Raw genomic sequence first — 20402 nt, 5'->3', positions numbered from 1 at the left:
AGCATAGTCATAAAACAGCATTGCAGCGAGTCAGCCAAAACAAGGCTGGCTTTTGAACTTATTTCCGCCAAAAAGTTGAACAGTCTGCCTTATCTAAAACATTAAACTCGATCATTTTCTCAAGTAATGAGAAATCAACCGGACTATCCCACGGGATACGTACCAACTGCTTGGTGTGATCATAGCCAGCCTGCACAATTTCATCAGAAAAATGAATAATCCCTGCCCTTTCAGGGGCAACCGCCAAATGATGTTTGGCTACGCTAAAGCCAATAATAAATGTGCCGTGATCGGTAAACATAGGCTGATTCCACGCAATCTTTGGCATTAATTTTGGAAATTTGCGGGTTACCCAAGCCAAAACCTCTTCCGTTCGGGCCCGATGTTGCGGGTTACCAATATTTGCTAAACATTCTGCAAAAACTTCCATGTTGTTCCCTCCTAAAAATGATGTCGTTCAGAGAAGTTCCTCAACCTCATTCGTCGCTAAAACTCATCACAGGATCGCTAAGACACGTTCTTACACAACATCTATTTCCAACCACATATTTTTTAGTCAAGTTGGCTGTCAAGCTCCGATTATGAGGTTGAGCCGCCAAGCTCAATGGCTCCGCCCGGGAAACACCAGCATCCGTTATCCGATCGGTTGAGCATCAGCACCTGCTTCGACGAATTATACAAAATCATGCTCGCGCCGCATAACAGCAGCGGATCATGGCCAATGCGGCTCCTCATCCTTGTGATGTAATTCAGCATTGACTCTTGCCTCCTCCCTGCGTCTCCTTCAAGAATCTTCGAATCTCCTGAACCAATAACCTCTTCTCTTCCTCCGAAATGGCATCCGCCGCTAATTTGCGGGCGGTAACGGGCACAAGCCATGGATATACTTCTTCATAGGTCATTCCCGATAACTTCGTATACTCATCCATAAAGATATCGATAATCGCTTCTCTCATCGGATCCAAAAATTCCGAGATGCTGCCGGGAAGCTCAGATGGCAGGACCGCATACCTGATCATAATCATATATTCGGCCAAGTCGGCTTCCGGATTCCCGATCGACGCGTTCATCCAGTCGATAACGGCAACTTGGCCATCCTCACGAATGAACATATTGTTCGGATTCGGATCGCCTGCCATTACTTCACCGCACTCTATCTATTAATCTACCACACTTTTCCTGCGTATTGGGAGCACCAACATGACCGCGAACAAAAGTGACAAGCGCCACGGCAAAAAGACCGAGCGCACACTTGAACCGCCCGATCTCTGAAGAGCGGCGCACCGCTCTCCTACCTTACTCTCTTCCTATGCCGATACCACGTCCAAATCTCTTGTACATCCTGTTCATCCAGACAGGCCACCGAGAAATCATTGCCGTTCAGCAGATGAGCCTTGAGCGACATCAGACGCTTCGTCTCCTGAAAATACGTCCGCCCCATCTGCAGAGCGACAATTTGCGGGCGCAGCACATAGCAGGTCTTGCGCGCAATGATCCGGTTCCGCACAATGAACTGCCGATCCCGCAGCCCGACGCCGGCGTCGCGGAAGCCCAGCCAGCCGGTGAGCAGCAGCGGAGGCAGCAGCGCCAGCACCCAATAGGCGTAGGCTCCCAGGAACCCGTATACGCCAATGAAGGCAAGCGCGAGGAACAGCAGGCGGAAGCGGATATAATACCACCAGGCCCGCCGCGGCGCGCCGTGCTGTACCGAGCCAAGCTCGAAGCCCGGCAGGCAGCGTGACAGCAGCTCCGGGATGTCGCCGACCGGGACGTAGGGATGCAGCATCAGCGCTTCCTTCATGTCCGACGAGACGACGCGGACCTCGATCTCGGCATAGCCCAGCGCCTGCCGGAGCAGCCCCTCCTTCACGACGATCGCCTGAACGCGCTCCGGCTTGATCGCGTTCATTTTTTTCTCGAACAGCCCGTATGTGACGACGATGCTTCCATCCCGCTCCTCCGCCGTGAACCCGTAATATTTGACGATATAGAGCAGGGAGGACAGCAGCCAGGCGCCAAGCAGCGCCCCGGCGCCCACGATCGCGAGCGACACCGGTCCGGACACGCTTGATTCGATGGCATGCAGCAGTTGGTCCGAGATTCGCTTCGGTACGATCAGCTTCACAATGTCATCGGCGAACGAGAGCAGCCCGGCGAAGAACGCCAGCACCAGCCCGGGATTCATCGTGCTGAGCGCCCCGACGAACAGTTGGGCTGCCGACATGCGGACGAGGGAGAGCGGCCGGGCGCCCTCCGCCTCCGACGGATATTGGGCGCCGCTGCCGTCCGCCGCGGCTTCCTCCGGCCATTCACGCCCCTGACTGCGCTGCATGAGCAGGCTGCGCAGCTCCTCCGCTCTCTCCTGCGACAGCGCAGGGAGGACGCCGTCCGACTCGCCGCTTCCGCCCGGCGTCTCGATCTTCAGCTGCGCCATGCCGAAGAGGCGCTGCAGCAAAGGCTGCTCCACCTGCACCGAATGAATCCGGCTGTAATAGATCGTTTTCTCATCCCGGAAGAACAGCCCTTGGCGGATAAGAAGCTTGTCAGCTTCCACCTGATATCTGAAGCGGCGCCACTTGATGATGTCCGCCGCGAGGAACAGCAGCAAGGCGGCTCCTCCAATGACAAGATAACGCTGCGGATGCTGAGTCCCTTTGAAGAACAATATCAGCAGCAGCGGCCATAGATTTCTCAGCGTCTTCACCAACGAGAACACAATGAACAGCGGGTGAAGGCGATTCTCCTGCTCCTTATTCATCGTCTTCCACCCTGGCGAGGACGGCGATACGCTGCTTCAGCGCTTCGGCGTCCGCGGCTTTCAAGCCCTGGATCTCATGGGTCGTGGCCGCGGTCACGATCGAGATCTGGGCCAGATCGAACTTCCGCAGCACGGGGCCGCTCGCCTTCTCGACATGCTGCACGCGGGTCATCGGCACGAGCACATATTTCCGGAAAAAGATGCCCGAATGAATCTCCACTTCCTCTTCACGCACATCATAGCTAAAATAACGGTAAGTCAACACGGGCGAGAGGAAAATATACCATACGCCCGTCGCCAAAAACAGAACGAAAGCAATCCAGCCCGGATACTTCACCCACCCCTGGATATGGGCTGCGATGGCATACGCGATAACCATCGCGAAGAGAACGAGATGGGCCACGCATGCGCGAATGCGGGCCACCTTCATGAAGTCCGGATGGAGCCGTCTGGTCGATGCTTCGTTCATAATCCTCCTCCTTGTCCCAACCTGTCATCTCATCATCGGAGCTGCCCGGCAATCGACAGCACCTGTTCCTTTGTCATGAAGTCCAGCTCCGGCATCATGGTGTACCGCAGGCCATCCTCATTCCACCAGAGCGAATGGAGGGAGTCGTCGTAAAAGCCCGTCTGCCCGCGAACCTCGACCTTCTCCATCCCGTATTCCGTTCCCATGCCCGCTCCTTCCGGTGGTGCCGTAGAGACGCTTAGCGTCAGATACGGCTGATCGTCCTTCCAATAATTCAGCGAGATTTCTGTCCGATCAAATTCTTCTTGCAGGTCATACAGGTTGATTTCCATCAGCTTCACGCCGTCCGCCCGCCACTGGAGAAAGGGGCGGCCAAGTGCCGCCTCCGCCTCTGCGAGCGTCACATTCCTCGTCTCCATCGTCGGATCCAGATCGAGCACGGAGATGCCTTCCGGGATATCCAACTTGAACGTATCCTCGTCGAAGCTCGGAGACATATCCAGCTTCGTATAGATTGACTCTGAACGAACCGGTCCGCTTTCGAACACGGTTTTCAGCATCATCCACGTCTTCGGATCGATCCATAGCTCCATCCGCTGGAACAGATCATCCTTTTTTTTCGCGATCGCCTTGAAATGAATCGTGTTCCACTCGCCGACCTTCTCTTCACCCACCGTCTCGAAATCATGAGTGGCTTGCAGCTTCTCCAGCATCTGCTTCATCTGCTCCCGCTGCGTCAGCGGCGGGCTGTCCCCCCGCACCGACATGCGGAAGGCTTCGCCCCCCGTCTGATCCCATACGATGAACTGATGCCCGTCGTTCACCGTAACCGTGCTATCCTTCGCCGACGTCACCTCGAGACGCATCCGATCGGACTCGCCATCAAGCCATTCCTTCATCAGGTAGCTGTCTTTTTGCTTCCCATTCTCATAGGTGGTGCTCAGGCTCTCCCCATAATAGGAGAACGACTCCTTCCCGTTCTCCAGCACCTTGTCCACAATCTGCTCTCCCGACAGGTTGAACCCCAGATTGTTCTGACACCCGCTGATCAGGACGCTGCTGGCGAGCAATATGCATAATCCGGTGCGAATTATCATCATCACGGAACCTCCTCATTATCGGAACCGGCAGGCCACAAGCGTGCCGAACGAGGCCTCTGACCATATCCGGATGTCCCCATCATGCTTCTCTACAATCATCTTCGCGATGCTCAGGCCCAGCCCCGAGCTGCCGGCATGCGCCTTCGTCCGCGACGAATCCGGCTGATAGAAGGGAGTGAACAGCCGTTCCAACTGATCGGCCGGAATGGTCGCCCCTTGATTCTGCACGAGCAGAATCAGGCGCTCCCCTCGCCATGCCTGCACCTCGTCCATCATCGTCGGGAAAATCCAGTCCGGCAGCGGCTGAGACGGCGAATAAGCCCCAAGCCAGATCGAGCGCCCGCTGTCCGTATAGCGGATGGCATTGCTCATCAGATTATCGACCAGCCGGATCATTTGCTGGGCGTTCATATAGTAAGAGTCCGAGACCGCGCAGTCGGTCACGAGCCGGATGCCGCGCTGGGCGCACAGTCCGTCATATCCGGAGAAGAGCATCTCGAACAGCTCATCTCCGTCGACCTCGACCCGCTCTTCCAGCTTCTCCGACGATTTCAGCGCCGTATACATCGTCAGATTGTCCAGCATGCGCCGCATGTGCGCAATCTTGTCGAACAGGACCGCATAATAGTCGTTTTTCTCCTCCTCCGACAACTCCCCTTCCTGCTGCAAGGCCTCGGCATAGGCATGAAGCGAGGTCAGCGGCGTTTTCAGATCATGCGACAGCGCGGCCACCATATACTCTCGCTCCTGCTGCTCTTCCGCAATATGCTCGCGGGCGCACTCAATCTGGGCACGCATCTCCTGGAAGCGGCCGATAAGCTCTCCTACCTCATCCTTCGCCCGATGGACTGGATTCGGCGCGGCCTCGCCGTTCGCGAAGGCGGCCATCTGTCTCATGAGCCCCTGCATCGGACGAATCAGCTTGCGGTGGAGAGCGAAGATCGCACCCGCATACAGCAGGAGGAAGAACAGCACCCAGCCGCCGGCCACGATCAGCGTCCGGTTCTGGAATGCCTCCAGCCATTGATCGCGGACGATTGTAATCTCGTAGAAGCCGGCCAGCTTCTCCTGATAGAACACCGGTTTTTTGAGCGTGTAGGCCCGATGGGATTTGCGCATCTCGTACAAATGCTCGTACAGCACCTCCGGCCGGACCCGGTACAGCTTCGGGGTCAGACTATCCGCCATCGACGAAAATACGGTGACGCCGTCTACCCGGTAGAGCGTAATCTTGAGCGAGTCGCTCGCCTCCCGCTGCAGCGCGGCGAACCGTTCGTCCGGCTGCACCCGGTACAGCGACACATCCTGCAGCAGCGGCTCGATCTCGGCCAGGCGGCCGGTCACTTCGATATATTCCTTCAGTTCCTGGCGTTCATCATACGTATGGATGGACTGATAGAACACATATCCAGCCAAGACCGGCAGCAGCATGACGACGAGGAAGCACAGCATAAGCCAATGCTTGATCTTCATGGCACCAATTCACCGATGAAGCGGTACCCGGTTCCCCATACCGTCTGGATATACCGCGGTTCGCGAATATCCTCGCCCAGCTTCGTGCGGAGGCTCTTGACGTGAACCGATACCGTATTGTTGCCCTCGATATTGACCTGATGCCATACCTGCTCGTACAATTCCTTCTTGGAAAAGGCGCGCTGCGGATGCTGAGCCAGCAGCTGCAGCAAAGCCCACTCCTTCGCCGTCAGCGAAATCGGCTCCTCCTCCAGCGTGACGAGCTGGCGATCCTCGTCGATGACGAGACCGCCCTCATACTTTTTGAGACGGGGCAGCTCCTCTTCACTCGAGTAGCGGCGGAACCGCCGCAGATGCGAGCTGATGCGGGCCGACAGCTCGGACAGGCTGAACGGCTTCGTGATATAATCATCCGCTCCCAGCTCCAATCCCCGAACCTTGCTCTCATCCTCCTGGCGGGCGCTAATGATGAGCAGCGGCACATTGCTGGTAAGGCGGATATTGCGGCACAGCGTAAAGCCGTCCATCTCCGGCAGCATCAGATCGACCAGGATCAGATCGAACGAGCCGGTATGGAAGTCCTCCCAGCCTTCCGCCCCGGTGGAGGACCACGTTATTTTATAGCCTTGTCTGCGCAAATGATCCTGAACAATGCGCGCGATCTCTTTATCATCTTCAACAAGCAGCAGGTGCGCTGGCATATCCATCTCTCCTTGCCTTCTTGCTTTATCGTAAGTATATCGTTCTGCCACGAACGCCTTCTTATTTTTAAACATTCTTTATAATCATACCGCAAACCTCCTCCGTATTGGATGCGTAAGCTTGGATTTCATTCCTGATTCCGCCAACTTCTCGCCGCAGACAGCATCCGCCGGAACGCCAATGGCCGCCCGGACTCTTCGCCGGGCGGCCATTGCGTAATCAAGCTATCTTATTCAACTTCACATTATAACCCTTAGATATCTTTCAAGTAGGTCTCCGTCCGGTATTGTTCGTCCAATGTCAAGAAAGAAAGACCTTCAAAAATCAATACTTTTGTCGGTCTGCCCGTGACATCCCATACCGCACCGGCCCACAAATTATCTTGAAACGCAACCTCGTTGCTTTCATCGCCCCGGAAAAATAAATCATGCAGCGGAACCGTTAACGTCCGGACGGCTCCCGGAGCATCGTTGGATAAAATATAAGAGAATTGAACATCTCCCGTAAAGTAGCTTTGGCTCTTTATTTTATAAACGGCAGGAGATGCATACACATGAGAAATCAAAGTCCCCTTTGACATGGGCGGCAATTTGGCCGATGCGGATGAGTTGGTGGAGAAAGTTACCGTTTTGGCATCAGACGTCCCGCTTTGATTGGAATTCGTATATTCATACGACAGTTCACCGCCAACCTCTGCTTCATTCCCGAAAAAGCTTGTTTTTACTTTGAAAGTAGCTTTAGCGCCGGCTTTATGGCTATGGGTAATCGATTTCGTCAGCGTGGAGGCGTTGGACACGGTATGCGTAAAATTATGCGATACCGTCAGTTCTTTGTCAGAACTAGGATTAAAGGCATCATGCTGTAATGTTTGGATCAATTTCTCCGGCCCTCTTTGCACCAGATCCAATTCAACCTTAAAGTCCGGAACAACCCCTTGTTCTTCCACATTGATTAATTTCACGTCCAGCACGTCAACTCTGACGCTGGGATGCAGTCCGTTATGAACCCAGCGGACATAATTGGGAATCACTTTTCTCGCTGATTCTGCGATATTCACAACCTGTACCGCCTGGTAGTTGGACGATCGGATTTGGTTATTTACGTTCACGGCATCCGTGTTCGCGCTGGCAGTGTTTGCTGTCGGCATCAAAAATGAAACAGTTAATATCATCATTGCGGTTAGAAGTTTTATTTTGGCATTCATCAAATCATCTCCTATTCCTTGCAAAATTGAATTGTCTGCTGCAATGGTTGCACCTGGCCCGAATTTTTCTCATTCGTTTTTTCTCATTTTTACGCCTCCCCTATGAACATAATTTCACGATAACATGAATTTCCTTCCAATATAAAATAAGGATTGTTATATTATGTTTCGATAATATGGCCGCCAGCGTGGAGACAAATGTAACTGCCGAACCCGCTCCCCTATGATACACTGCTTGTACGTACAACCGGACAAGCAGGAAGGAGGATCACATGCTTAATCGCAATGACTATACTCCCCTATATGTGCAGTTACAGCGGATCATTAGACAAGATATTATTCGCGGGAAGTATAAGGAAGGGGACATGATTCCTTCCGAGGCGCAAATGATGAAGCTGTACGGCGTCACAAGGACGACCATCCGCAAAGCGATATCGGATCTGGTCAATGAGGGCCTGTTAAGGCAGGTGCAAGGAAAAGGCAACTTCGTATGCCTCCGGGAAGTGAAGCAAAATATTTGGAACTTCAGCGGCTTTACCGATTATGTGACGAAGAAGAATGAAACTCCCGTATCCAAAGTATTGGAGCAACGAATCATAACGCAGGATGGACGGGAATGGATGAAGCTGGTTCGCGTAAGAGGGATCAAGAATAAGCTGGCCACCCTGTGGCTAACGATAGATACGTCATTGGTTCCGCTATCCGTTTTCCCGGGCATTGATCAGTATGATTTCTCGCGGCAATCCCTCTATAGCATTATGAAGCAGCAATACAAGACGGTTCCCACACATGCGCTCCTCCAGATCGAACCGATAATGGGAGACAAGAACACCAAGGAACTGCTTGCCTACGAAGAGGACATCCCCTTGCTGCAAGCAAATGGAACCGTTATCAGCGAAGACGAGGCCGAAATCGAACAGGTGCAGGTCATCTATGGGCCCCATATGAACTTTAAGATTGTCACCAGCATTTGAACGCAGACGGACAGACTTTGCGTCTGCTCGCTTCCCCGTCAAGGACAAGCAGAGCCCTTTTTCGCTCGGCTTGTACCGGCTTGTACGTATAACCGGATTAAGGTGCAGGTGTGAATACTGTGAGGTGGAGATCGTGATGATGAAGCAAAAAATTGCCGGCGCTCTATACGGAATGGCCATCGGCGATGCGATGGGCATGCCCCCGGAGCTGTGGGCAAGAAGCAAGGTCAAGGAGTATTTCGGTAAAATTACCGATTTTCTGGACGGGCCGCAAGAAAACGAAGTGGCCTGCAACTTTACGAAAGGGCAGTATACGGATGATACGGCGCAGGCGTTATTGATTTTGGATGCGCTCATTGAAAATCATTTTGTTCCCGATACCACCATGATTGCCCGGCATCTGTTGGACTGGGCGGATCGAATCAACGCCTTCGATAACAATATTCTCGGGCCGAGCTCCAAGGCGGCCTTGGGGGCGATCAAGGAGGGCCGGGATCCCGAGCCCTTCACATCCAGGGCGGAGACGAACGGCGCTGCGATGCGCATCGCTCCGATCGGATGCCTGTTCAGCCGGAACCGGAAGGCGGAGCTGGCTCAATATGTCTATGATATCAGCAAAGTGACGCATACAACCGATGTCGCCGTTAGCGGCGCGGCGATGGTTGCCGCGGCCGTCAGCTCCGCCTTGGAGGATCAGGATTGGGATACGATGATGCAGGATGCGCTGGAAGCTTACGCTATCGCGCGGCCCCTCGGAGCCGCCACCTATAGCGCATCGTTGGCCGAGCGTCTGAAGCTGGCGCTTCAATACGCGAAGCAATACGAGCACGACGAAGAGCAGTTCTCCCAAAAAATATACGACGTGATCGGCAGCGGCGTCTTGACGAGCGAGTCGGTGCCTGCGGCGCTGGCGATTGCCTACTACGCCAAGGACCCTCATCGCTGCAGTCTGTTATGCGCGAATCTGGGCGGGGATACCGATACAATCGGGGCGATGGCGACCGCCATTTGCGGAGCCAAGACCGGAATCGATGCGATCGATCCGCTGTGGATTCAACAGATCGACGAGAGCAATTCGGTCGATTTCTATCATTACGCGAATGAACTTCTTTCCCATAGAGACATGAACTGAAAGACACACACATCTATGCTTATCAAATAATCGCATACAATGGGAGGAATTGTAATGAACACGCCGGAATCTTCGGTATTTGTACCCGCTGCGGACAGAAAAGGAACCCCTAAGGAATTGTTTTTTATTTGGTTTGCCGGCAACATCGGAATTTTGGGCGTCGTCTATGGCGCGATGATTGTCGGATTTCAATTAAGCTTCCTGCAATCCCTGCTGGCAGCGGCCGCAGGGGCGCTCTCTTTCGCCTTGGTAGGCTATTTAAGCCTGGCAGGAAGAGATGCGGGCACGACGACCTTCGTGCTGTCCAGAGCCGCCTTCGGCTTCAAAGGCAACTATATTCCTACGTTTATGGGCTGGATCAACCTCGTCGGCTGGCTCGCGGTCGGCGTCGTGACCGGAACATTGACGCTCTTGGCGCTGTTCAGTGTGTTCGGCATCAGCTCCAATCCAGTTTTAACCCTGATCTCGTTGCTTATCTTCGCCGCTCTCATCATCGGCTCCAGTATGTTCGGCCAAGAAGCGCTCGTCAAAATCCAAACCTTTTTCACCTATGTCTTTGGCGGATTGACGCTTCTCGTCCTGCTGATCCTGATTCCGAAAACAAATTGGACGGAATTGATGAATATGAGCAATGGCAACTGGCTAACGAACTTCCTGCCCGCCGTATCGATCATTATGGCCGGCACCGGAATCAGCTGGTCGATCGCTTCCGCCGACTATAGCTGCTATCAGAAGCCGGATCAATCATCGCGCTCCATCGTCACCCGCGTCACGTTCGGAGCGTTCATTCCGTTGTTCGTCATCATGAGCGTCGGCGTGCTGATGAGCACTTCGGTGCCGGACCTGGCGGTCTCGGCCAACCCGATCGAGGTCATTAGCCAGGCGCTGCCGCGCTGGATGACGGTGCTTTACTTTGTAACTGCGCTGGGCGGCTTGATTCCGCAATGCATTATCGGTTTGAAATCGGCGCGGGTCAATCTGGAAACGTTGAATATTCAAGTGAAGGATTCGACATCGCTCATCATTCACTCGCTGTTTCTGATCTTGATTCCAATATACACGCTGTTCGTATCCGAGGATTTCATGGGCAACTTCCAGACATTCCTCGGCTTGCTCGGCATCGGCATGGCGGCTTGGGCGGCGATCTTCCTCATTGACTATGTCAAAATCAGAAAGACAGCAGGGTACGACCCGCGTCTGCTCACGGATCCGGGCTACAACAAGGTTAATTATCCAGGGGTATTCAGTTGGCTGGCCGGCGTCCTCGTCGGGTTCCTGTTTACGAATTCGCCGTTTTTCGACGGTCCTTTTGCCAAAGGCATGTTCCAGGACAACAGTCTGGGCGTACTCTTGGCCTTCGCCGCAAGCGCGCTTGTCTATTACATTCTGCTAACCGTTACCGCCCGCAAATAGGAGGGAATCAAAGTGACCGATCTGATAACTCGACTGATGAATACGCGCAGCGATGCGAAAGTGCTCGTGCTCGGCGCCGCCGTGATCGATGTGATTATCCAACTGGATTCGCTGCCCCGAACCGGAGACGATGTCTCGGCCGAGCATCGGGAGACCCTTGTCGGCGGATGCGCCTACAATGTAGCCCATATTTTGAAGCCATTACAGGTCGAACACGATCTATTCGTCCCGGTAGGCACAGGCACTTATGCGGATATGATCCGGAAGCAGCTGCAGGCCGACGGCTATCCGCTGCTGATCGAAGAGTCAAGCGGCGACAATGGCTGGAATCTGTCGATTGTCGAGCAGGACGGGGAACGAACATTCATTACGATTCCCGGAATCGAGACGAGATGGAAGTCTTCGTGGTTCGAACAGGCCGGCGTGGAGCAATATGATTATATCTACTTGAGCGGCTACGAACTGGAGGGGCCTTCCGGCCAAGTCATTCTGGACGCGTTGGCCGCCAGACAAGCATCCTGCCGGATTATTTTCGACCCGAGCCCAAGAGTGACGTATTTGGATCGGGAGACGCTGCGGCGCGTGTTGGGCATGAATACGATCTTGCATTTGAATCGCGCGGAGCTGAGCGGATTAACGGGCATGCAGGAGTTGAACGACGCTGTCCGGGAAGCGTACCGGCAGACCGGCCAGCCCGTCGTGGTGACGATGGGCCAGGACGGCACGCTGCTCTGCACGTCGGAGGGAAGCGAAATATTGCCGGCCCGCAAAGTAACCGTCGTCGACACGATCGGAGCCGGCGATTCGCATACGGGCGCCTTCATCGCCGGCCTGGCCGGCGGCTTGCCGCTGCGTGAGGCTTGTCTGCTTGGCAACGACATTGCGGGGCAGGTCGTGCAGCAGCAAGGAGGCAGATGGAGCCTATAGCTTGATGGAGGGGTAATCGGCGCAAGCCAGCAGCGGCACCAGCAGCGGCTCTGGCAGCGGCACCAGGTGCCACCCTGACAGCGGCGGCGAAACCATCGGCAGCGGCCAGCCGAGGCGGTGAATCCTGCATTTATACAGGATTTTGCATCGTTTCTACCCATTTCCGATGAAATTCCTGCAAGAGCGCATCATTTTCGCCGATATTTGCTTTCCATCCCTTGGGATGGCTTCAATTGATGCCATTTTGCAGGATTTCGATAACAGAGGAAATGCCGCAAGCAGAAAACTGTAGTTTTGCAGCTTTTTCGGCAAGCTGCGCTGTCTGAAGCAGGAAGGGGCTGCCGCCACTGTAGTTTCACACTAACAGATGGGACAGCCCCTGCCCCTTTCGTGATCGAAGGCGTATCCGCCTACTCCACGGTAAATTCAATCGTCGTCGTCACGGCCTTGCCGCTGCGGAGATGGACCGACGCGACGACGAGAACATAATTCCCCGGCTCGCTAATGGCGGTGCCGCGAAGATAAGGCTCATCGTTCAGCTTGCCGACGCGGAAGGTTCCCGGTTCATCCGCCCAATCGGCGGTTACCGGTCCGGTGTACGTCTGCCCATCCTCGACTCCGGTGACGGCCGGGGTATCCGGCACTGTTGTGTCCGATTGGTAGACGCCTCTCAGCGATTGGTAGAGCGCATCGACCAATACCCCTGAAGGATCGTGACTATATTCCCACAGCATGACGCCGCCCAATTCCTGCTCAAGCACATAGTTCCCTTTGGCCGCCGCAGAATCCGGATCGTCATACGTCAGCCATGTGCTGCCGTCGAACAGATACGGCGCCTGGGACGCTTCATCCCAGTACCGGGTGTAAGCGAGCTTCCCGTAGGTGCTGCTCGTGACGGTATATTCCGTGAGCACTTCCTTATAGCTGGGCGTCAGCCAGCTCGGAGCAGCCCGCTGCCCGAGGCCATTGTTCTCCGTCGACTGCACATCGGTCCACATGTGAGCATAGAACGCCGCCCCGAGCACGAGCTTGCCGGCCGGCACCCCGTTGGACAAATACAGCTTCACGGTCGCATCCCCGCTCAGCCCGGCGCCATACAGATTCGTATGATGCGCCGTCGTGTTCATCCACCCGCCGGAGTAGTCGTACGTCATCAGCATCATACTGTCCAGATACGGATGAATCTTCTCGATCTCGACGCCGTTCACATACGTCTGCGTCGATCCGACCGCAATGGCCAGCTCATAATATTTGCCGTCGGCCGCCCCCTTCACGTCCAGCTGCTTGCGGAACTCCTCCAGCAGCAGAGTGAAGTTCTCCTTGTCTTCCGGCCGTCCCTTCACGACGCCGTCCGGGCTCTGCGTCGGATATTCCCAATCGAGGTCGACGCCGTCCAACTGATATTGCTCCACCCAAGCCATGGCGCTCTCTGCGAGCGCGGCCCGTGATTCCTCCGTCAGGGCGGCATCAGAGAAGCCGTCCGCTCCCCAGCCGCCGATCGAGATAAGGACGCGCAAATGCGGATTTTGCGCTTTCAACTGGCTGAAGTAAGCCAGATTCTCCTCGTCGTTCTGATCCGGGATATGAATGATTTTGCCGTCTTTGATGTGGGCGAAGGCATAATAGATATGCGTCAGCTTCGACGCATCTATCGGGTTCGCTTCCGACCAGTCTACCCAACCCGGCACGTAAGCGATCAGCCGCTTCGATTCCTCGATCTTGAACCGGACAGTCGTGCTTGCCTGTTTGCCGTTCGACGATTTGATCGCAGTCACGATCAAGACGTACTCGCCCGCCTCCTTGATTGCGGCGCCCTTCGCGTATGCCGCTCCGTTCAAGGTCGCGCTCACAGTCGTTCCGCTCTCCGCCTTCCAGGCCGGCACGACGCCGATCGTATACGTCTGCCCTTCGCTTACGCCGGTCACGGCCGGCGCGGCCGGTGCGCTGCTGTCCCCCGGGGAGGCGGAACCCCCGCCGGAGGAGGAGCCTCCACCGGAAGAGGATCTGTCGCCGCTCGAGCTAGGCGCCGTGGTAACCGGATCCTTTTTATGATCTCCCTCCTTTTCCTTATCGTTTTCTTTTTCCGTGCCCTTGCCTGATTCCGGTTGCTCCTCGCCTCCTCTGAGCTTGCTCTGCAATGCGCGATCCAGGAACATGACCGCCTCGGCCCGCGTCATCTTCGCCTTGGGGCGAATCGTATCATCGATATAGCCCGCGAACCATCCGGCGGCGACCATCACGCTGACCGCGTCCCTGGCCCATGACGCGATCTCCTTATGATCGGTGAAGGAAGTGAGATCTCCCTTCGGCCCATCCGCCGGCAGCAGCCGGTTCAGCATGACCGCCGCCTCTTGCCGGGTGACCGGCAGAGCGGGACGGAACGTGCCGTCCGGGAAGCCTGCCGCGAATCCGGCCTTCACCGCCTTGCGCACTTCATCGTATTCCCAGGACGAAGCAGCAACATCGGCAAACGAAATGTCCTCCATGGCCGTGAACTGGAAGGCGCGGTTCACCAACGAAGCGAACTCCGCGCGCGACACGACCCGGTTCGGCTGCAAGGACCCGTCGGCATAGCCGCGAAGCAGTCCCTGGTCTTTCCACTTCGTCATCGCCTTTTCCGCCCAATGACCCTCGATGTCTTGAACGCGAGCCGGCGCAGCCGAAGCCGCGGCAGCCGATGACAAGACCATGACAATGCACAGCAAGAGCGCCAGCATACCTCGAAGGCGACCCCATTTAAGCGTTTTCATTTTTTACACCCCCATATACATTGTGATTCCTCCACACAGGCACGGCTTGAACAATCACGAATGCGGGTTGAACATGATGGAGAATGGATGCGGCGGATGATGTGCGGTACAGCTAGAAGCGCGGTAAAGAGTGCGGTACAGCTAGTACGGTACAGCTAGTTCGGTACAGCTAGTGCGGTACAGCTAGTGCGGTACAGCTAGAAGCGTGGCGAAGCTTGAACTGCCAGGAGATACGGCATGGAGCGGCGGTAATAATCGGTGCTCTCACCTCCTTAACGGAGCCTGCCGGGAAGCACGGGATCATTGCGAGTCCTCGGCAATCCCATTATATTTCTTTCTTCCACGATTAGCAGGGATATTATTGTATTAAGGAGGGATAATTTCCCACAGTTATCGGCCTGCAAATGAAAACTGCCGCCTTCCCCTTCCAGGAGACGGCGGCAGCCATTCCTTACATTCCCGCCGAATGCTCGGCCGGTGCGGACTTCCGAATCGTGATGCCGCTCCAATCGGTCCGGTAGAACCGCACCATGAGCGAGATGCCCAACACCATGAGATACAGATACAGCGACAGCCATGCGCCGATGCTGCCCCATTCGAACATATAAATGAACACATAAGCAAGCGGCACGAATATAAGCCAGCTCGTCACGAGCGACGCGCGCATCAGGAAGGTCGTGTCCCCGATTCCGCGCAGAGCGCCGGCGTAGAAATTGTACAGCGCATCGAACAGCTGCAGGAACGCCGACGTCATAATCAGAATTCCGGCAAGATGGAACACTTCCGGTTCGGTGCTGTTGTACAGCCGGGCAATCGGCTCCGCGAAGACGAATTCCGCCGCGCCCAGCAGCAGGATGAAGATGGAGCCCATAATCGCGACATCCGTTCCGGCGCGCCGGCCCTTGAGCGGCTCGCCGCGCCCGACCTCCTGCCCGACCATGATCGTCGCCGTCGCGCCGAAGGCGAACGCCGGCATGAAGCCGAAGGCCATCACATTCAGGGCTATCTCGTTGGCCGCCAGAGCGGTCGTGCCCAGCCGGGCGACGAACATCGTGAAGATGAACATGGAGAGGCTCATCGAGAATTCCTGCAGGCCGAGCTTGAAGCTCTCTCCGCCCAGTTCCTTCACCTCGGACGCGCGGGCGCGCACCCAGGTCCGCGTATGGAACTGCTTATGCTTCACGACGAAGAAGACGTACAGCGCCAGCACGAAGCCGACCGCTTCCCCGGCCAGAATCGCATACCCCGCTCCGTTCAGCCCCAATTCTGGCAGGCCGAAATGCCCGAACGTCAGCGCGTATACAAGCGTTACAATCGTCACATTGCTGACGATGGACAGAATCATCGACGTGCGGGTGTCCCCGACGCCCCGCAGGAAGCCGTGCAGCGCGAACGAGACAACGCCGAAGGCCTGCGCAATAATCCGCAGCTGCAAATAATAAGTGCCCTGGTCCGCAATCTCCTTCGAGCCAGTCGTGAGCCACAGAATCTGATCGGAGAAAAAGATACCGATCACAAGCAGCAGCAGCCCGACCAACGCGCTGAGGTAGAGCGCGATATACGTACGCCGGATGCCGCTGCGCATATCATTGGCGCCATAGTTCTGCGCGACGAGATAGTTGACCGTATGCCCGATGCCGGAGAACAGGGCGAACGCATTGTAAATGATAATATTGACCACCCCGACGATCGCAATGACAATCGCGCCGAGATGGCCAACCATGATCAGATTAATCGTGCCGACGACCGTCTGCGTCGCGAAGGACAGCAGCGACGGGATCGCCAGCAGCAATATATTTTTCCAGTTTTTCACGTGATGGACCACCTTTTGCTCATGAACGGGAAGTCATTACATGAGGCCGAGTTCATCATCGGCAGGCTGCGGCCGGCCATGAAGGCTTGACTTCGAACCCATAACATTTTCCATCAAGCGGATCTATGTTACCAGATCTCTCCCTCGCTTGGCTATAAAAAAATCAGGCCCCCCGCATGCGGGAGACCTGACTCGATCGTAGCCTTTACAGCTTCTTCATTTCTTCCTTCAACAGCTCGGACTGTGTGCCGAAGACGACCTGCACATTGCCTTTGCCCAGGCGCATGACGCCGGCGGCGCCTTGCCCCTTGAGCCCCTTCTCATCGACGAGCGACTCATCCTTCAGCGTCAGCCGCAAGCGGGTGATGCAGGCATCGAGGGAGGTGATGTTATCCTTGCCGCCGATCAGTTCCAGCACTTTGACGGCTTTGTCATGCAAGCTCGAAGTCGCTGCTCCCTTCTCCTCTTCTTCGGAAGTCTCTTCGTCATCCTCCCGTCCTGGCGTCTTCAGGTTCAGCTTCACGATCATGAAGCGGAACAGGAAGTAATAGACGGCGAAGTAGACGAGCCCGATCGGAATGAGCAGCAGCGGCTTCGTCGCCAGGCCGAAGTTCAGCGCGTAGTCGATGAAGCCGGCCGAGAAGCCGAACCCGTGCTTGATGCCGAGGACCGCCGTAATGACGCCGGACAAGCCGGCCAGCAGCGCATGCACGACATACAGCACCGGCGCCACGAACATGAAGGCGAACTCAATCGGCTCGGTAATCCCGGTCAGGAACGAAGCGATGGCGACGCTGACGAAGGCGGAAGACACAATCTTGCGCCGTTCCGGCTTCGCCGTATGAATAATCGCCAGCGCGGCGCCTGGCAAGGCGAACATCATTATCGGGAAGAACCCGGTCATGAACAAGCCGGCCGTCGGATCGTGGTGGAAGAAGCGCGCAATATCGCCGCGGTACACCTCTCCCGCATACTCGAACGATCCGATTTGGAACCAAGCGACGTTATTGATAATATGGTGCAAGCCCGTCGGAATAAGCAGCCGGTTGACGACCATGAAGATGCCGGAACCGATCGCTTCCAGACTGACGACCCAGTTCCCGAACGCGTCAATCGCTTGTTGAATCGGACCCCAGATAATGGCAACCGGAATCCCAATTACGAGAATTGACAGAGAAGTAACAATCGGAACGAACCGTTTGCCCCCGAAGAAGCCAAGCCAATCCGGGAGCTTGATATCATGATACCGTTTGTACATGTACGCCGCGAGACACCCTGTCAAGATCCCGCCAAGCACGCCCATATCGAGTACCAATTCATCCGGAATAAATGCGAATACTTTCGGCGTCGTCGCCAGCACCTGCTGCAGGATAACATGCGCAATGACGGCAGCCAATGCTGCGACCGCATCGCCCGCCAGACCGATCGCTACGCCCACGGCAAAAATGAGCGGCAGCTGCTTGAAGATCGTATCGCCGCCCGCCAGCAAATACGGGGCGACGTACTGGTTCATGAAGCCGCCGACTGTAGCGCCAAAATGAAACTCATTGACATAATCGATCGCGCCGAAGCGCAGCAAGATAGATGCTGCAGGCAGTGTTGCGACTGGCAGCATGAGGGCACGGCCAATTTTCTGCAAAAAGCCTAGCATGGAAGGTTCCTCCTTTAGAGAGTTAGTTAAAGTATGGATTAAAGGTTGAAGAAATATTCTCCAACCCGTCATCACCGCAGTTCGCCACGCCGGCGGCCCGGCATCGAAAAAAGGCATGAGCCTGCAGCAAGACACACCCGCGTGAGCGGATGGTCCCGGGCAAGCTCATGCCTAGTCGAACTAGTAACACGCTTGAGACGATATGATGTTCTATCTTATTCGGTATCCCGGCAGATTAGACGATTCAACCGCAGCGCGCTATGGGCCGCATTGGCTTCCGGGACTCCTGATGAGGATCCCTGGGCTCTTCTACGGTGTAAGGAGTTCTTAGGATTCTCCCATATATTCCTCGATTTCGTTTTTGATAATCGTAACCTGCGGCCCGTAAATCACCTGGACGCCATTGCCCTTCACGATGACCGCCTTGGCTCCCGTTTCCTTCAGCTTATCCTCCTGAACGCCATCCACCTGAAATACAGAGACGCGAAGGCGTGTGGCACAGCAGTCCAAATCTTTAATATTATCCTGACCGCCAAGCGCCTGAAGCACGGCCTGGGCTCTCGCTTCGCCGGCAGACGCTGCTTCCGTGGACGCTTCCCCGTCCCTGGCTGCTCCGCCCTCCGCTTCTTCCTCGCGGCCCGGCGTTTTCAAGTTGAACTTGACGATGAGGAACCGGAACGTGAAATAGTACAAGCAGAACCAGACAACGCCGATAACCGGAACCATCAACCAGTTGGTCTTGGCTTGACCCTGCAGCATCCCGAAGAGAATAAAGTCAATCAACCCTCCGGAGAAGGTCTGCCCGATCGTAATCTGGAAAATATGCGCCAGCATGAAGGCCAAGCCGTCAAAAAAAGCATGAATCACATACAGGAACGGCGCGATAAACAAGAACGAAAATTCCAGCGGCTCCGTAATTCCTGTCAGGAATGACGTCAGCGCGGCGGAGAGCATCAGACCGAAGACCACTTTCTTTTTCTCCGGCTTGGCTGTGTGATAAATCGCCAACGCCGCTCCCAGCAATCCAAACATCATCGTAATAAAGCGGCCGGACATGAACCGCGAAGTCCCAATGAAAAATTTCTCTGTGCTCGGATCCGCCAACTGGGCGAAGAAAATTTTCTGCGTGCCTTCAACTAATTGCCCGCCTACTTCCATCGATCCTCCGAGACCCGTCGTCCAGAAAGGCATATAGAAGATGTGATGCAAGCCCAGCGGTCCAAGCAAACGCAGGATGAATCCATAGAACAGCGTGCCGATATAGCCGGTCGCTTCCACCAGCCCGCCCGCTTGGAAAATAACGGATTGAATTACCGGCCAGACGAAGTACATCAAGACGCCGACAAAAATCGCGGCAAACGAGGTCACGATCGGGATAAAACGCGACCCGCCGAAAAAGCCTAAAAACTGCGGCAATTGAATTTTATTATACCGGTTATGCAGAATCGAGGTGACCAGACCGATAATGACGCCGCCGAACACGCCGGTTTCCAGCGTCTGAATGCCCAGAATCATCCCTTGGCCGACGGAAGCGAGATTATCCGCCGCCAGGTTGCCTGTAATGACAAGCATGGCGCTGATCGTCGCGTTCATGACCAGGTACCCAAGCCCGGCCGCGAGACCGGCCGTTCCTTTGTCCGCTCGGGCCAGGCCGACGGCCACGCCGATTGCGAACAGCAGCGCCAGGTTGGCGAACACGATGCTGCCGGCACTGCTCATGATCGTAAATACGTGCTGCAGCCAAGGCACATCCAGGAACGGATAGGTGCTCACTGTATTCGGATTGGACAGCGCACCGCCGATACCCAGCAGGAGTCCTGCAGCAGGAAGGACCGCAATAGGGAGCATAAATGATTTGCCAAATCGCTGCGCTTTCTCAAAGAAGTTGTTCATCTTTATTTTCCCTCTTTCAACAGAATGTAGTTGCTTTCTTGGGAGTAGTGTGAAATTGCGATCAGGTTCCCGCTAATGAACCGCAATGACTCAAATATATAATGGTGTAAAATCAATACAAGTATGGATTAAAGGCCGAAGAA

The 20402-nt window shown here is 55.3% G+C and carries 17 protein-coding genes; 4 read left to right on the top strand and 13 right to left on the bottom strand.

Features of this window, described 5'->3' with window-relative positions; translation table 11 throughout:
- Window positions 1-58: 58 nt before the first annotated feature.
- From NNL35_RS06110 to NNL35_RS06070, 9 genes are all read right to left on the bottom strand, one after another.
- Complete coding sequence (locus tag NNL35_RS06110; protein WP_006675117.1) at window positions 59-430, bottom strand: iron chaperone; 372 nt, start codon at window positions 428-430, stop codon at window positions 59-61.
- Window positions 431-579: 149 nt separating this feature from the next.
- Complete coding sequence (locus tag NNL35_RS06105; protein WP_006675118.1) at window positions 580-756, bottom strand: NUDIX hydrolase; 177 nt, start codon at window positions 754-756, stop codon at window positions 580-582.
- A complete protein-coding gene (locus NNL35_RS06100; RefSeq protein ID WP_006675119.1) occupies window positions 750-1139 on the bottom strand; it encodes a phosphotransferase family protein in 390 nt (129 codons plus the stop codon). The genes NNL35_RS06105 and NNL35_RS06100 overlap by 7 nt, the downstream gene beginning before the upstream one ends.
- A 152-nt stretch (window positions 1140-1291) precedes the next feature.
- Entirely contained in the window at window positions 1292-2758 is a 1467-nt protein-coding gene (locus tag NNL35_RS06095; protein ID WP_006675120.1) for a PH domain-containing protein, read from the bottom strand.
- Window positions 2751-3227: a PH domain-containing protein gene (locus NNL35_RS06090; protein ID WP_006675121.1), complete on the bottom strand. Its 477-nt coding sequence runs from the start codon at window positions 3225-3227 to the stop codon at window positions 2751-2753. The genes NNL35_RS06095 and NNL35_RS06090 overlap by 8 nt, the downstream gene beginning before the upstream one ends.
- 32 nt (window positions 3228-3259) lie before the next feature.
- Window positions 3260-4327, bottom strand: coding sequence for a LolA family protein (locus tag NNL35_RS06085; RefSeq protein ID WP_006675122.1), 1068 nt, complete (start codon window positions 4325-4327; stop codon window positions 3260-3262).
- Between the two features lie 15 nt (window positions 4328-4342).
- A complete protein-coding gene (locus NNL35_RS06080) occupies window positions 4343-5800 on the bottom strand; it encodes a sensor histidine kinase (protein WP_006675123.1) in 1458 nt (485 codons plus the stop codon).
- On the bottom strand, window positions 5797-6501 hold the full coding sequence (locus NNL35_RS06075; RefSeq protein WP_006675124.1) for a response regulator transcription factor: 705 nt from the start codon (window positions 6499-6501) through the stop codon (window positions 5797-5799). Before NNL35_RS06075 ends, NNL35_RS06080 begins: the two co-directional genes overlap by 4 nt.
- 254 nt (window positions 6502-6755) lie before the next feature.
- Window positions 6756-7706, bottom strand: coding sequence for a hypothetical protein (locus NNL35_RS06070; protein WP_040729904.1), 951 nt, complete (start codon window positions 7704-7706; stop codon window positions 6756-6758).
- A 272-nt stretch (window positions 7707-7978) separates the two neighbouring features.
- Here NNL35_RS06070 and NNL35_RS06060 point away from each other — a divergent pair, with 272 nt between their 5' ends.
- The 4 genes from NNL35_RS06060 to NNL35_RS06045 all read left to right on the top strand — a co-directional run bounded on the left by NNL35_RS06060 (window position 7979) and on the right by NNL35_RS06045 (window position 12152).
- Window positions 7979-8680, top strand: coding sequence for a GntR family transcriptional regulator (locus NNL35_RS06060; protein WP_006675126.1), 702 nt, complete (start codon window positions 7979-7981; stop codon window positions 8678-8680).
- A gap of 139 nt (window positions 8681-8819) precedes the next feature.
- Entirely contained in the window at window positions 8820-9812 is a 993-nt protein-coding gene (locus NNL35_RS06055) for an ADP-ribosylglycohydrolase family protein (protein WP_040729943.1), read from the top strand.
- Between the two features lie 54 nt (window positions 9813-9866).
- A complete protein-coding gene (locus NNL35_RS06050; RefSeq protein WP_006675128.1) occupies window positions 9867-11225 on the top strand; it encodes a purine-cytosine permease family protein in 1359 nt (452 codons plus the stop codon).
- Between the two features lie 12 nt (window positions 11226-11237).
- Window positions 11238-12152 (top strand): PfkB family carbohydrate kinase, encoded by a 915-nt coding sequence (locus NNL35_RS06045; protein WP_006675129.1) that lies wholly within the window; start codon window positions 11238-11240, stop codon window positions 12150-12152.
- Between the two features lie 410 nt (window positions 12153-12562).
- On the opposite strand, the gene NNL35_RS06040 is transcribed toward NNL35_RS06045, so the two are convergent.
- The 4 genes from NNL35_RS06040 to ptsG form a co-directional block, all read right to left on the bottom strand.
- A complete protein-coding gene (locus NNL35_RS06040) occupies window positions 12563-14902 on the bottom strand; it encodes a glycosyl hydrolase family 18 protein (protein ID WP_083835484.1) in 2340 nt (779 codons plus the stop codon).
- 451 nt (window positions 14903-15353) lie between these two features.
- A complete protein-coding gene (locus NNL35_RS06035) occupies window positions 15354-16715 on the bottom strand; it encodes an MATE family efflux transporter (protein WP_006675131.1) in 1362 nt (453 codons plus the stop codon).
- A gap of 205 nt (window positions 16716-16920) precedes the next feature.
- Window positions 16921-18366 (bottom strand): N-acetylglucosamine-specific PTS transporter subunit IIBC, encoded by a 1446-nt coding sequence (gene nagE / locus NNL35_RS06030; protein ID WP_006675132.1) that lies wholly within the window; start codon window positions 18364-18366, stop codon window positions 16921-16923.
- A 327-nt stretch (window positions 18367-18693) separates the two neighbouring features.
- Complete coding sequence (gene ptsG / locus NNL35_RS06025; protein ID WP_006675133.1) at window positions 18694-20259, bottom strand: glucose-specific PTS transporter subunit IIBC; 1566 nt, start codon at window positions 20257-20259, stop codon at window positions 18694-18696.
- Between the last annotated feature and the right edge of the window lie 143 nt (window positions 20260-20402).

This window comes from Paenibacillus dendritiformis (assembly GCF_945605565.1).
GTDB classification, from domain to species: Bacteria; Bacillota; Bacilli; order Paenibacillales; family Paenibacillaceae; genus Paenibacillus_B; species Paenibacillus_B dendritiformis_A.
This window is presented reverse-complemented; position numbering and strand designations above follow the sequence as displayed.

Coding starts and splice junctions, on each gene's coding strand:
- NNL35_RS06110 (WP_006675117.1), bottom strand. CDS start 430: ATGGAAGTTTTTGCAGAATGTTTAGCAAATATTGGTAACCCGCAACAT.
- NNL35_RS06105 (WP_006675118.1), bottom strand. CDS start 756: ATGCTGAATTACATCACAAGGATGAGGAGCCGCATTGGCCATGATCCG.
- NNL35_RS06100 (WP_006675119.1), bottom strand. CDS start 1,139: ATGGCAGGCGATCCGAATCCGAACAATATGTTCATTCGTGAGGATGGC.
- NNL35_RS06095 (WP_006675120.1), bottom strand. CDS start 2,758: ATGAATAAGGAGCAGGAGAATCGCCTTCACCCGCTGTTCATTGTGTTC.
- NNL35_RS06090 (WP_006675121.1), bottom strand. CDS start 3,227: ATGAACGAAGCATCGACCAGACGGCTCCATCCGGACTTCATGAAGGTG.
- NNL35_RS06085 (WP_006675122.1), bottom strand. CDS start 4,327: ATGATGATAATTCGCACCGGATTATGCATATTGCTCGCCAGCAGCGTC.
- NNL35_RS06080 (WP_006675123.1), bottom strand. CDS start 5,800: ATGAAGATCAAGCATTGGCTTATGCTGTGCTTCCTCGTCGTCATGCTG.
- NNL35_RS06075 (WP_006675124.1), bottom strand. CDS start 6,501: ATGCCAGCGCACCTGCTGCTTGTTGAAGATGATAAAGAGATCGCGCGC.
- NNL35_RS06070 (WP_040729904.1), bottom strand. CDS start 7,706: ATGAATGCCAAAATAAAACTTCTAACCGCAATGATGATATTAACTGTT.
- NNL35_RS06060 (WP_006675126.1), top strand. CDS start 7,979: ATGCTTAATCGCAATGACTATACTCCCCTATATGTGCAGTTACAGCGG.
- NNL35_RS06055 (WP_040729943.1), top strand. CDS start 8,820: ATGAAGCAAAAAATTGCCGGCGCTCTATACGGAATGGCCATCGGCGAT.
- NNL35_RS06050 (WP_006675128.1), top strand. CDS start 9,867: ATGAACACGCCGGAATCTTCGGTATTTGTACCCGCTGCGGACAGAAAA.
- NNL35_RS06040 (WP_083835484.1), bottom strand. CDS start 14,902: ATGAAAACGCTTAAATGGGGTCGCCTTCGAGGTATGCTGGCGCTCTTG.
- nagE (WP_006675132.1), bottom strand. CDS start 18,366: ATGCTAGGCTTTTTGCAGAAAATTGGCCGTGCCCTCATGCTGCCAGTC.
- ptsG (WP_006675133.1), bottom strand. CDS start 20,259: ATGAACAACTTCTTTGAGAAAGCGCAGCGATTTGGCAAATCATTTATG.